Here is a 12003-nt window from a genome sequence, read left to right on the forward strand (position 1 = left end):
GTTATCGTAATGACCCAACCGCCACTTGTCAGCAGGAATCGCCTGCCAGGCTGTAACAAAATCTGCCGTCGTGTTAATTTTGTGAGTAAATTTCAAGAAAGGAGTTAACCAATGGACGCACTCGAACTGCTTGTTAACCGCCGTAGCGCTTCCCGTCTGGCCGAACCTGCCCCGGCAGGCGAGCAGCTGGAGAACATTCTGCGTGCCGGCATGCGTGCCCCCGATCATGGCACGCTGCAGCCGTGGCACTTCTTTGTGATTGAAGGCGAAGGTCGCGATCGTTTCAGTAAACTGCTGGGGCAGGGGGCGGTGGCCGCAGGGCAGGATGAGAAAGGAATCGATAAGGCGCGTAATGCCCCGTTCCGCGCCCCGATGATCATTGCTGTCGTGGCAAAATGCCAGGTGGATCATAAAGTCCCGGTCTGGGAACAGGAAATGTCTGCGGGCTGTGCGGTGATGGCGATGCAGATGGCCGCCGTCGCGCAAGGCTTTAACGGTATCTGGCGCACCGGTGCGCTGACCGAAAGCCCGGCGGTCCGGGACGGTTTTGGCTGCGGTGAGCATGACAAAATTGTCGGTTTCCTCTATCTCGGTACTCCGCAGCTTAAAGCCTCCAGCACCATCAGCGTGCCGGACACCACGCCTTTCGTCAGCCGTTTCTGATAACGCGCGCTAAACTGTCTGGATTCTGAGCATCTGCCGCAGAATTCAGACAGTCATACTTACCTCTTTATGGAATGAGCGCTACCATAGCGCGATTGAGATGACAGGAGACGTCCATGAGCGAGCAAACCATTCGTTTAACGCAGTACAGCCACGGAGCCGGTTGCGGTTGTAAAATTTCCCCTAAAGTGCTGGAGACCATCCTGCACAGCGAACAGGCGAAGTTTGTCGACCCGAACCTGCTTGTCGGCAACGAAACGCGTGACGATGCAGCGGTTTATGACCTGGGTAACGGCACCAGCATTATCAGCACCACCGACTTCTTTATGCCGATTGTCGACAACCCGTTCGATTTCGGGCGTATTGCGGCCACCAACGCCATCAGCGATATCTTCGCCATGGGCGGCAAACCGATTATGGCGATCGCTATTCTGGGCTGGCCGATCAACACTATCCCGCCGGAAGTAGCCCGTGAAGTGATTGATGGCGGCCGTTTCGCCTGCCAGCAGGCGGGGATTGCGCTGGCCGGTGGTCACTCTATCGATGCGCCGGAGCCTATCTTCGGCCTGGCCGTTACCGGCGTGGTCCCGACCGAGCGCGTGAAGCGCAACAGCACCGCGCAGGCGGGCTGCAAGCTGTTCCTCACCAAGCCGCTGGGCATTGGTGTGCTGACCACCGCCGAGAAAAAATCCCTGCTGAAGCCTGAGCACATAGGGCTGGCAACCGAAGTCATGTGCCAGATGAACCTCGCGGGTGCGGCGTTCGCCAATATCGACGGCGTGAAGGCGATGACCGACGTGACCGGTTTTGGTCTGCTGGGGCACCTCTCCGAAGTGTGTCAGGGCGCGGGCGTGCAGGCGCAGGTCTGGTATCAGGACGTGCCGAAGCTACCGGGCGTGGAAGAGTATATTGCTCAGGGCGCGGTCCCGGGCGGTACCCAGCGTAACTTCGCCAGCTATGGTCACCTGATGGGCGAAATGCCAGAAGAATGGCGCAACCTGCTGTGCGATCCGCAAACCTCCGGCGGCCTGCTGCTGGCGGTCACGCCGGAATCCGAAGCCGAGGTTCAGGCCACGGCCGCCGAGTTCGGCATTACCCTGACGGCGATCGGCGAGCTGGTGACCGCGCGCGGTGGCCGACCGATGATTGAGATCCGTTAATTCGATGCGGTTGTTTATTGCCGAAAAGCCGAGCCTGGCCCGTGCCATTGCCGATGTGCTGCCCAAGCCGCATCGCAAAGGCGACGGCTTTATCGAATGCGGTAACGGGCAGGTGGTTACCTGGTGTATCGGTCACCTGCTTGAGCAGGCGCAGCCGGATGTCTATGACAGCCGCTACGCCCGCTGGAATTTAAACGATCTGCCCATCGTGCCTGAAAAATGGCGCCTGCAGCCCCGACCTTCGGTGACCAAACAGCTCAACGTGATCAAGCGCTTCCTGCATGAAGCCGAAGAAATCGTGCACGCGGGTGACCCGGACAGGGAAGGACAGCTGCTGGTGGATGAGGTGCTGGACTATCTGGAGCTGGCGCCGGAAAAGCGCCAGCAGGTGCAGCGCTGCCTGATCAACGACCTCAACCCGCAGGCGGTGGAGCGTGCGATCTCGCGCCTGCGCGCCAACAGCGAGTTTATTCCGCTGTGCGTCTCCGCGCTGGCCCGCGCGCGCGCGGACTGGCTGTACGGCATCAACATGACCCGCGCCTACACCATACTCGGGCGCAACGCGGGCTATCAGGGCGTGCTCTCCGTGGGGCGCGTGCAGACGCCGGTGCTGGGGCTGGTCGTGCGTCGTGATGAAGAGATTGAGAACTTCGTCGCCAAAGATTTCTTTGAAGTGAAAGCGCATATCGTCACGCCTAAAGACGAACGCTTTACCGCCGTCTGGCAGCCGAGCGATGCCTGCGAGTCATATCAGGATGAAGAGGGGCGTTTGCTGCACCGTCCGCTGGCGGATCATGTGGTTAACCGCATTACCGGACAGCCCGCTATCGTCACCAGCTATAACGATAAACGGGAATCAGAACCCGCGCCGCTGCCGTTCTCGCTGTCGGCCCTGCAGATTGAGGCCGCGAAACGCTTTGGCCTCAGCGCGCAGAACGTGCTGGATATCTGCCAGAAGCTCTATGAAACCCATAAGCTGATCACCTATCCGCGTTCGGATAGCCGCTACCTGCCGGAAGAGCATTTTGCCGGTCGTCATTCGGTGATGAACGCCATTAGCGTGCACGCGCCGGATCTGCTGCCGCAGCCGGTGGTGAACCCAGATACCCATAACCGCTGCTGGGACGACAAAAAGGTGGACGCCCACCACGCGATTATCCCGACGGCGCGCGCCAGCAGCGTCAACCTGACGGATAACGAAGCGAAGGTCTACAACCTGATCGCTCGTCAGTACCTGATGCAGTTCTGCCCGGACGCGGTGTTCCGCAAATGCGTGATCGAGCTGGAAATCGCAAAAGGGAAGTTTATCGCCAAAGCCCGTTTCCTCGCGGAAGCAGGCTGGCGCACGCTGCTCGGCAACAAAGAGCGTGACGAAGAGAACGACGGTACGCCGCTGCCCGTGGTGGCTAAAGACGACGAACTGCTGTGCGAGAAAGGGGAAGTGGTGGAACGCCAGACCCAGCCGCCGCGCCATTTTACCGATGCGACGCTGCTGTCGGCTATGACCGGGATCGCCCGGTTCGTGCAGGATAAAGGTCTGAAGAAGATCCTGCGCGCCACCGACGGTCTGGGCACGGAGGCAACCCGCGCGGGGATCATCGAGCTGCTCTTTAAGCGCGGTTTTCTTGAGAAAAAGGGGCGCTATATCCATTCGACCGAGCCGGGCCGCGCGCTGATTCACTCCCTGCCGGAGCTGGCCGCCAGGCCGGACATGACCGCGCACTGGGAATCGGTGCTGACGCAGATCAGCGAGAAGCAGTGCCGCTATCAGGACTTTATGCAGCCGCTGGTGGGGACGCTTTACCAGCTGATCGATCAGGCGCGCAGCACGCCGGTGAAAACGTTCAGAGGGATGGTTGCACCCGGTGGTGGCGCGAAGAAACCGTTTAAAAAGAAAAAGAGCGCGGCCGCCTCTTAACCCGTAGGCCGGGTCAGGCGAAGCCGCCACCCGGCGAAAAGCCGCTCTGCGGCCTGAAAAAAGCCCGTTGGCGCTAACGCTTACCGGGCCTACAGGGCGAGAACGCCGCGAAAACTTAAATCACACCCTGCCCAATCATCGCATCCGCTACCTTCACGAACCCGGCGATATTCGCCCCACGCACGTAGTTGGTTTGCGATGCTTCACCGCCGTACTCCACGCAGGCGTGGTGAATATCCAGCATGATATGGTGCAGGCGCGCATCCACTTTCTCCGCCTTCCAGCCGAGACGCGCGGCGTTTTGCGCCATCTCGAGGCCGGAGGTTGCCACGCCGCCCGCGTTGGCGGCCTTGCCCGGTGCAAACAGCACGCCTGCCTCCAGGAACAGATCCGTCGCGTCGATGGTGGTCGGCATGTTTGCCCCTTCGGCGACCGCTTTTACGCCGTTGCTAATCAACGTGCGCGCGGCTTCAGCATCCAGCTCGTTCTGCGTGGCGCACGGCAGGGCGATATCCACCGGCACGCCCCACGGCTGTTTCCCTTCGAGGTAGGTCAGGCCAAACTCCCGGGCGTAATCCGCTACGCGTCCATCGCGGCTGGCTTTGATTTCACACAGGCGCGCCAGCTTCTCTGCCGTGAAGCCCGCTTCATCCACCACCGTTCCGCTGGAGTCAGAGGCGGTCACCACGCGAGCGCCAAACTGCATCGCTTTTTCAATCGCGTACTGCGCCACGTTACCGGAGCCGGAAACGGCTACGCGCATGCCTTCGAAGCCTAAGCCGTGACGCTTGAGCATGGCCTCTGTGAAGTATACCAGGCCGTACCCGGTCGCTTCCGGGCGGATCAGGCTCCCGCCAAACGACAGCCCTTTGCCGGTAAAGACGCAGGCGCTGTTGTTGGAAAGCTTTTTCATCATCCCGGCCATAAAGCCCACTTCACGTCCGCCCACGCCGATATCACCGGCAGGCACGTCGGTGTCCGGGCCGAGGTGACGGTAGAGTTCGGTCATCAGCGCCTGGCAGAAACGCATCACTTCACCTTCGCTTTTGCCTTTCGGATCGAAATCGCTGCCGCCTTTCCCGCCGCCCATGGGCAGCGTGGTCAGCGCGTTTTTAAAGGTCTGCTCGAAGCCGAGGAATTTCAGAATCGACAGGTTCACGGACGGATGGAAACGCATGCCGCCCTTAAACGGACCGATGGCTGAGTTAAACTGTACGCGCCACGCGCGGTTAACCTGCACCTGGTTGCGATCGTCCACCCACGTCACGCGGAACTGGATCACGCGCTCTGGCTCGACAAGGCGTTCAAGCAAAGACATCTGGCGATAGCGCGGGTTTTGTTCAAGGAAGGGCCACAGGGTGGTCATCACTTCGCGCACGGCCTGGGCGAACTCGCTTTGGTGCGGGTCGCGCTGCTGAACATGGGCAAGGAAACTTTCCAGAGAGCGTGTCTGATCCATAGATATAAGAACCTCTTATAATAGTGTTTGTATATGACTTATGCGTTTTGTGTTGTTTTTTTGACTATACCACCCGTACCGCTTTGTGTGGCAAGCAGAAATTCAGGACGAAAGGGAAATTAATGACAGGTGCTGCGTCATAACCAAAAGCGATGGCGCGCTAAATTAAAGATTCTGCCCGATTTACCGTTATAGTCATTATCAGGACACAACAGGAAGAGAAGTCTATGAACCGTTACGTGATGGCCGCGTTATCATTGATGTTGACCGCAGGCGCGCAGGCTGACCGCATTCGCCCGGATGTGGAAGTGAATGTGCCGCCGGAAGTGTTTACCTCCAGCGGCCAGCGTGCGCAGCCGTGTAACCAGTGCTGCATTTATCAGGATCAAAACTATTCTGAAGGGGCCGTCGTGAAGGCGGAGGGCGTGCTGCTGCAGTGCCAGCGCGACGAGCGCGCCATCAGCACGAACCCGCTGGTCTGGCGTCGCGTAAAACAATAAACGCCTCCAGCAGGGGAATATCCGCGGGGGCTAAGGTATAGCCAAACGCCTCTTCAGGCGTACACCACGCCAGCGCGCTGTGGTAGTGCGCCGTGAGCGCACCGCTAAACGCAGGAACGTGCCAGGCGTGCAGGTTGATTAAGCGCTGCGAGACTTCGCGCTGGTGGCTTGCCACGTATTGCGCAGGGCGGGCTTCAATACCTAACTCTTCACGCAGCTCGCGGATAAGTGCCTCGGGCTGGGTTTCACCCGCCTCGACTTTGCCGCCTGCAAATTCCCACATGCCAGGCTGGTCGGCGTGGGCAGGGCGCTGCGCCAGTAAAATTTTGTCGTCTTTTTCGATGATGGCGGCAACGACATCGAGTGTTTTCAGCATGGTCGTCAATAATTGATAGCGAAAAAAGACATATTATCGTGCCCTTTCTCAGAGTCCAGTAATCAGGAGAATCAGGTGAAAGAGACTACCGCCTGGGTTGCCCCTATCGAATCCCTTCCCGCCAGCCTTAAACCCATTGCCGTGATGCAGAAAAAGCATTTTGGCGCCGTGCTGAATCCCACGCGCTGGTGGGGGCGCATGCCGCGTCTGTTCTGGCTGGTCGCGCTGTTCGTCGGTTTTCTGGAGCGTCGTCGCGCGCGCCTGTCACCCGTGCTGCGTTCGCTGCTCATGACGCGGGTGTCCCAGCTCTGCCACTGCGCTTTCTGTATTGATGCCAACAGCCTGCGGCTAGCCGAGCGCTGCGGGGCGCTGGATAAGGTGCAGGCCGTGAGCGACTGGCAGGGTTCCGCCTTGTTCACGGAGCAGGAGCGCGCGGCGCTGGCCTACGCCGAGGCGGTGACCGCCACGCCGCCCCGGGCGGATGAGGCCATCAGAACGGCGCTGAAGCGCCACTTTACGGAAGATGCCATCACCGAGATGACGGCGCTCATTGCCTTTCAGAATCTCTCTGCCCGCTTTAACGCCGCGCTGGATATTCCGGCGCAGGGGCTATGCGCCACCTTTAACGAGACGCCCCATGCTTGATCGCCATCTTCACCCGCGGATAAAACCGGCTCTGGATCGTCTGGTCTCTATGCTGGACAGGCCGGGCATCACGCCAGACGGATTGACCCTGACCGGGTTTGCCATCGGCGTGCTGGCGCTGCCGTTTCTGGCCCTCGGCTGGTATCCGGCGGCGCTGGTCGCCATCGTGCTTAACCGCCTGCTGGACGGTCTGGACGGGGCGCTGGCGCGCCGCAGAGGCCTGACCGATGCGGGGGGATTTCTCGATATCGCGCTCGACTTTCTGTTCTACGCCCTGGTGCCGTTTGGCTTTGCGCTGGCAGCACCGGCGGAAAATGCGCTGGCAGCCGCCTGGCTGCTGTTCGCGTTTATCGGGACCGGCAGCAGTTTTCTGGCGTTCGCGGCCCTGGCCGCGAAGCACGACATCGACAACCCCGGCTATGCGCACAAGTCGTTTTATTACATCGGCGGGTTAACGGAAGGGACGGAGACCATCGCGCTGTTTGTGCTGTGCTGCCTTTTTCCTGCGCACTTTACGCTCTTCGCGTGGGTATTCGGCGCGCTGTGCTGGCTGACCACCACAACGCGCATCTGGAGCGGCTACGTGACGCTGAAGTCACTCAATCCTTAGCGCGCGCTTTCAGGCCCGCGCTCACCGGTCGTCACGGGGTTCTGCGGATGACTACTCCATTCGTACCAGCCGCCGTCATAGACGGCGATATTCTTCCAGCCCATCGCCCGGGCGTACATAAAGGTTTCAGACGCCCGCCAGCCGGTGCCGCAGTAAAACGCGACGTGCTGTTCCGGCAGAATATTCCAGCGCTTCCACTGGGCGGCGATGTCGTCAGCGCTGCGCATGGTGCCATCCGGGTTATGGAAATCCTCCATGTGGGTGGCATCGCTGCCCGCGTGACCCCAGCGGGCACCGGCAATTTCACCTTTTGGCTTGATGTAGCTGTAGCCGCTGGTTTCGCCGATGAACTCCGGCCACGAGCGTATGCTGACCAGAGAGGCATCCTGACGGTGCAGCATGCCGCGCGCCTGTTCCATATCCACCATCAGCTGCGGCTGGCCGGGGATTGGCGCGCCGAATCGGGGGCGGGCGTCACTTTACCGGGCGTACCGCGCTCAACCGGCAGGCCTGCATCTGACCACGCCTTCCAGCCGCCGTCGAGAATACGCACATCCTTCACGCCCGCATACAGCATAATCTGCGCCACGCGCGCGGCGGCGTAGACGTCGCGGCCATACAAAATGACGGTAGTATCGTGACGGATCCCGTGCTTCGCCAGCATCGCTCTCAACTTGTCGTCGGAGACTTTATTCCACAGCGGTTCGCTTTCCACCTCGTTGGTGTCGATATAGCCCGCGCCGGGAATGTGGTTCAGCAGGTAAAACTTCGGTGCACCCCAGGCGGCCTCAATCACTTTCCAGTCGCCCGCCGGTGCGGCAGCCACGGGTTTACCCTGCTGGAGCCGGTGGATCCACTGCGGGTAAACCAGCTGTTCAAAGTGAGGCAGGCGCTGAAGGCGTTCGGGCGTCTGCAGAGCATCGCTGAGCAGCGAAACGTGGCGGTACCCGGCTTTCTCCAGGCGGGCTTTCACCGCCTGGTTATCGTTCTCGTCGCCGTACAGGGCGATGGTCGTCGCAGGGGTAAGCTGATGCTGTTTTGCCCACAGCGCAATCTGCTCGTCGCTCATGGCGCTGAGCCAGGCGGCAGCAAGGTTGAGCGCGGCGGGTTCATGCCCGGAGGGGCCGCTAAGCGTCTGCGGCCAGCCGTTATAGAAGGCGCTGGCGCGTGTGTCGACAGGCGTGCCGTGCTGTGCCTGAAGCTGAGACAGCGTGATGGCGTTGGGCATATCAGCCGCCAGCGAGGAAAAAGAAGCGAGGCCGCAGAGCAGGGCCAGCGCGGTCAGTTGAGAAACACGTTTCATCGAATAACCTGACGTCAGTAAAAGAGGGGGGCATTGTCGTCTCTCCCGAAACGGAAAACATTGCGTTAGCACATTATTGCCAGCGAGAAATCTCAATCAGCTCGCCGCCGGGTGGAATATCGTCCTCATCGTGCGTGACCAGCACCGCCGGAATATTGCGCGCGCGGACGGCGTCAAATACCCATGCCCGAAACGTGGCCCGTAACGCTTTATCGAGGCGGCTGAACGGTTCATCCAGCAGCAGCGCCTGCGGCTCCGCGAGCAGGGCCCGCAGCAGGCTGACCCGGGCACGCTCCCCGCCGGAGAGGGTGGCCGGATCGCTGGCGTAATGGCCGCTCAGCCCGGCGGAATCCAGCGCCTGCGCGACCGCCTCCCGACGCGCGCGTCCGGTGATGCGCTCGGGCAGCGCCAGCAGCAAATTTTGCCCGACGCTGAACTGATCGAACAGCAGCGCGTCCTGAAAGAGAATACCCAGCCCGCGGGACTCCACGGGAAGCGCGTCGCAGCGACGCGCGTCGAGCCACAGTTCGCCCCGCGCCTGGAAATCGTCTGACAGCGCGCCGACCATCCAGGCAAAAAGGGTCGACTTTCCGCTGCCGGACGGCCCCATCAGAGTGACGATCTCCCCGCGGGGCACGCAAAAACTGACCTCGCGGAAAAGCGGTTCGATGGTGAGATTTTTTACCTTCAGCATTAACGTAACCCTTGTCGGTAGTGGCCCACGAGCCGGGATAGCAGGGCGGCAAGACCAAATACCGTGCCCGTGACCAACAGTAATCCCAGCGCCCGGTTAGCGAGAATCGGGATGCTGCCCCCGCTGCTGAGCGCGACGGTTTCGGTGGTCAGCGTGGCGAAACGCCCCGCGCCCAGCCACAGCGTCGGCATGTATTGCGCCATGCTGACGGAAAAGCCGGTGGCAAAGGCCAGTAGCGCAGGGCGCACCAGCAGCGGGCATTTCAGCAGTAAAAAGATTTTTGTCCGCCGCCAGCCGAGGGTTCTGGCGGTGAGGATAAGCTGGGGATCGATCCGTCGCCAGGCGGGTTGCAGTACCAGCAGCATCCACGGCAATACCCACAGAAGGTGGCTCCAGAGCACGGCGGCGTAGTGCCCGTCGATGCCCAGGTGCAACGCAATGGCATACTGGCCGATGACGAGCGGGAGGGCCGGAAGGGCGAGCGGTAACCATACCCACAGCGTGCCGCGCTGCGGGCCCCACTCCAGCCAGAGTAACCCGACGACCAGGGCAATCAGGGCTGAAAGCAGACCGAAGGAGAGGCTGGTTCCCACCGGGCCAACGTCATCCCGTTGCGCCAGCATCAGCAGTACCGCGGCGCACAGGACGCCGCAGGCGGGCAGAAACCCGCTCAGTGCCCGCTCAGGCAGGACGCGCTGCGACCGGGGACGCGTTCCGGTGAGGTCCGCAAGTGTGCGAACCCATGCCTTCCAGAGTCCGTATCCCAGAGCGGCAAGCGCGGCCAGCAGCAGAAGGAGAAGCAGGCACAGCAGCGTCCCTTTTGCCTGCTGCTGCGCGTCGCCCTGGCTTAACCACTGCCAGGCCAGCACGGCCAGGGTAGGCGGGTTGCCGGGCCCGAGAACGATCGCCACGTCCACGACCGACAGCGACCATGCCAGCACCGCCAGCATGACTGCCCCGAGGACGGGCGCGATAGCTGGCAGAATCAGCCAGCTCAGCGTCTGAAATCGCCCGTAGCCGAGCGTCTGCAGGACGATCTTCTGCTGCGCGAGCCGTTTTTCCGGCAGTACGGCATAAATGGCCCACAGGACAAACGCGCTCTCTTTGACTGCGAGCGTCAGCCCCAGCCCGGCGCCGTAGCGGTCAAACGGCGGCGAACACACGGTGCAGACCTGATAAAACAGGCCGCCCTCGGCAAACAGCAGTAGCGCGCCGGTGGCGAACGCTGCATGGGGGATCGCCAGCAGCCACGGCAGGCGGGTTGTGAGACGTCGCCAGCGTTTACCGGGCCAGAGAAGGCTGACGAGGAGAAGGGCAATGAACAACGCCCCCAGCGTGGCGATGAGCGTTGAGACCAGCGTGGCGACGGCCGCCTGCGGGAGCTGCGGATCGTTCAGCAGCCGCTGCCAGTTTGTCAGCGAAAACGCCGGGGCAAGCAGCATGGCGCCGGCGGGCAGGATCGGCAGATAAATCACCGCCATCGCCAGCCAGACGAGCCCGCTCAGCGGGTGCCGTAACGACGCAGCCATTCCTGCTCCAGCGCGTTCACCCAGGCGGACTGCGGCTCGGCAAGCACCTTCGGCAGCCCCTGAGGCGTGTGTGCCAGCAGCTGTCTGGCTTCTTCTTCGGGCAGCGTTTTCGCATCCAGCACGCTCGGATCGCCCCAGATGGCAGGGTCAGCTTTGCGGATCTGCGCCTGCGGCGACAGCAGGAAATTGGCGACCATTTTCGCCCCCGCGCTCGCGCTAGCGTTGGCCGGAATCGCCACAAAATGGACGTTGCCGAGCATCCCGCCCTGAAAACCATAGCTGTAGCTGTCGGCGGGCAGTTCGCCGCTCGCCACTTTTTGCTGCGCATGGGCCGGATTAAAGGTCAGGGACAGGTACAGGCTGCCGCGGGCAAGCAGGGCATCCATCCGTGCAGGAGAAGGGGGAAAATCTTTCCCTTCGCGCCACAGCAGCGGGTGGAGCGTGTCCAGATAATCCCAGAGCGGGGCCGTGACCTCGGCAAAGGTGCTATCGGGGGCCTGTTGCAGCGCCTCCGGGTGAGCGGTTAGCGTCATCAGCAACTGCTCAAGAAATGCCGTGCCGGTAAAATCGGGCGGGCGAGGATAGCTGATCTTGCCCGGATGCTGCTGCGCGTACGCCAGCAGCGCCTGAGGATCGGTCGGCGGCGTCGGCATGGTGGCTTTACGGGCGATAAAGGTCAGCTGCGCGCCGCCCCACGGCGATTCCGCGCCGTCTGTGGGGATAGCAAAATCCTCCGTGACGGGCTTGCGGGTATCGACATAGCGCCAGTTGGGCAACGTCTGCGCCCATCCGGTCTCCAGCAGGTTTGCCTCTTTCAGCGTGCGGAAGTTCTCGCCGTTAACCCACAGCAGGTCAACGGAGCCGTTGGTCTTACGCCCCGCGGCGGCTTCGGTCTGAATACGTTTTACCGCGTCGGCAGCATCCGCCAGCGGGACAATTTTAAGGGTAATGGCATAGTGCGTTTGCATCTCGCCGCTGACCCACTCCAGATAGCGGTTGACCGCCGGATCGCCGCCCCAGGCGTTAAACCAGACGGTCTGGCCTTTAGCCTGTTGCTGAATGGCCTGCCAGCCGTCGGCGGCATACAGAGGGGCCGCCAGCAGCAGCCCGGTCAGAAACGCGCAAAAACGCACACGGCGCATAATG

At 61.5% G+C, this 12003-nt stretch carries 11 protein-coding genes and 1 pseudogene; 6 read left to right on the forward strand and 6 right to left on the reverse strand.

The genetic code is table 11. The features are described 5' to 3' along the window. Positions 1-111: 111 nt before the first annotated feature. The 3 genes from PI91_RS11420 to PI91_RS11430 all read left to right on the forward strand — a co-directional run bounded on the left by PI91_RS11420 (position 112) and on the right by PI91_RS11430 (position 3741). Positions 112-663 (forward strand): NAD(P)H nitroreductase, encoded by a 552-nt coding sequence (locus tag PI91_RS11420; protein WP_039266153.1) that lies wholly within the window; start codon positions 112-114, stop codon positions 661-663. 116 nt (positions 664-779) lie between these two features. Then, positions 780-1823: a selenide, water dikinase SelD gene (gene selD / locus PI91_RS11425; RefSeq protein ID WP_023292697.1), complete on the forward strand. Its 1044-nt coding sequence runs from the start codon at positions 780-782 to the stop codon at positions 1821-1823. A 4-nt stretch (positions 1824-1827) separates the two neighbouring features. Continuing rightward, the gene (locus PI91_RS11430) at positions 1828-3741 is read left to right on the forward strand and encodes a DNA topoisomerase III (protein WP_039266154.1); all 1914 of its coding nucleotides are present in this window, start codon (positions 1828-1830) and stop codon (positions 3739-3741) included. Positions 3742-3856: 115 nt separating this feature from the next. Here the strand turns inward: PI91_RS11430 and gdhA are convergent, their stop codons facing one another. After that, a complete protein-coding gene (gene gdhA, locus PI91_RS11435) occupies positions 3857-5200 on the reverse strand; it encodes an NADP-specific glutamate dehydrogenase (RefSeq protein WP_008500700.1) in 1344 nt (447 codons plus the stop codon). Positions 5201-5427: 227 nt separating this feature from the next. On the opposite strand from gdhA, the gene PI91_RS11440 reads away from it, so the two are divergent. Beyond that, entirely contained in the window at positions 5428-5700 is a 273-nt protein-coding gene (locus PI91_RS11440; protein ID WP_039266155.1) for a YnjH family protein, read from the forward strand. Here the strand turns inward: PI91_RS11440 and PI91_RS11445 are convergent. Then, positions 5660-6076: a pyrimidine (deoxy)nucleoside triphosphate diphosphatase gene (locus tag PI91_RS11445; RefSeq protein ID WP_023327152.1), complete on the reverse strand. Its 417-nt coding sequence runs from the start codon at positions 6074-6076 to the stop codon at positions 5660-5662. The genes PI91_RS11440 and PI91_RS11445 overlap by 41 nt on opposite strands. Before the next feature lie 75 nt (positions 6077-6151). Between PI91_RS11445 and PI91_RS11450 the strand changes: the two genes are divergently transcribed. Together PI91_RS11450 and PI91_RS11455 are read left to right on the forward strand one after the other, a co-directional pair. Further along, positions 6152-6721 (forward strand): carboxymuconolactone decarboxylase family protein, encoded by a 570-nt coding sequence (locus tag PI91_RS11450; RefSeq protein WP_032651513.1) that lies wholly within the window; start codon positions 6152-6154, stop codon positions 6719-6721. Then, positions 6714-7331 (forward strand): CDP-alcohol phosphatidyltransferase family protein, encoded by a 618-nt coding sequence (locus PI91_RS11455; RefSeq protein WP_032651515.1) that lies wholly within the window; start codon positions 6714-6716, stop codon positions 7329-7331. Before PI91_RS11450 ends, PI91_RS11455 begins: the two co-directional genes overlap by 8 nt. Here the strand turns inward: PI91_RS11455 and PI91_RS11460 are convergent. The 4 genes and pseudogenes from PI91_RS11460 to PI91_RS11475 form a co-directional block, all read right to left on the reverse strand. Further along, positions 7328-8634 (reverse strand): annotated as a pseudogene (locus tag PI91_RS11460) (sulfurtransferase). The gene PI91_RS11455 and the pseudogene PI91_RS11460 sit on opposite strands and share 4 nt — an antisense overlap. Positions 8635-8707: 73 nt before the next feature. Further along, complete coding sequence (locus PI91_RS11465) at positions 8708-9328, reverse strand: ATP-binding cassette domain-containing protein (protein ID WP_032651519.1); 621 nt, start codon at positions 9326-9328, stop codon at positions 8708-8710. Next, on the reverse strand, positions 9328-10857 hold the full coding sequence (locus tag PI91_RS11470; RefSeq protein ID WP_032651523.1) for a thiamine ABC transporter permease: 1530 nt from the start codon (positions 10855-10857) through the stop codon (positions 9328-9330). Before PI91_RS11470 ends, PI91_RS11465 begins: the two co-directional genes overlap by 1 nt. Continuing rightward, entirely contained in the window at positions 10830-11990 is a 1161-nt protein-coding gene (locus PI91_RS11475; RefSeq protein ID WP_052232742.1) for an ABC transporter substrate-binding protein, read from the reverse strand. The genes PI91_RS11470 and PI91_RS11475 overlap by 28 nt, the downstream gene beginning before the upstream one ends. Positions 11991-12003: the final 13 nt, after the last annotated feature.

Source organism: Enterobacter sp. FB (assembly GCF_000805795.1).
Lineage (GTDB): Bacteria > Pseudomonadota > Gammaproteobacteria > Enterobacterales > Enterobacteriaceae > Enterobacter > Enterobacter roggenkampii.

What these genes read in the sequence shown, in the direction of transcription:
- PI91_RS11420 (WP_039266153.1), top strand. Translation starts at nt 112, where the DNA reads ATGGACGCACTCGAACTGCTTGTTAACCGCCGTAGCGCTTCCCGTCTG.
- selD (WP_023292697.1), top strand. Translation starts at nt 780, where the DNA reads ATGAGCGAGCAAACCATTCGTTTAACGCAGTACAGCCACGGAGCCGGT.
- PI91_RS11430 (WP_039266154.1), top strand. Translation starts at nt 1,828, where the DNA reads ATGCGGTTGTTTATTGCCGAAAAGCCGAGCCTGGCCCGTGCCATTGCC.
- gdhA (WP_008500700.1), bottom strand. Translation starts at nt 5,200, where the DNA reads ATGGATCAGACACGCTCTCTGGAAAGTTTCCTTGCCCATGTTCAGCAG.
- PI91_RS11440 (WP_039266155.1), top strand. Translation starts at nt 5,428, where the DNA reads ATGAACCGTTACGTGATGGCCGCGTTATCATTGATGTTGACCGCAGGC.
- PI91_RS11445 (WP_023327152.1), bottom strand. Translation starts at nt 6,076, where the DNA reads ATGCTGAAAACACTCGATGTCGTTGCCGCCATCATCGAAAAAGACGAC.
- PI91_RS11455 (WP_032651515.1), top strand. Translation starts at nt 6,714, where the DNA reads ATGCTTGATCGCCATCTTCACCCGCGGATAAAACCGGCTCTGGATCGT.
- PI91_RS11465 (WP_032651519.1), bottom strand. Translation starts at nt 9,328, where the DNA reads ATGCTGAAGGTAAAAAATCTCACCATCGAACCGCTTTTCCGCGAGGTC.
- PI91_RS11470 (WP_032651523.1), bottom strand. Translation starts at nt 10,857, where the DNA reads ATGGCTGCGTCGTTACGGCACCCGCTGAGCGGGCTCGTCTGGCTGGCG.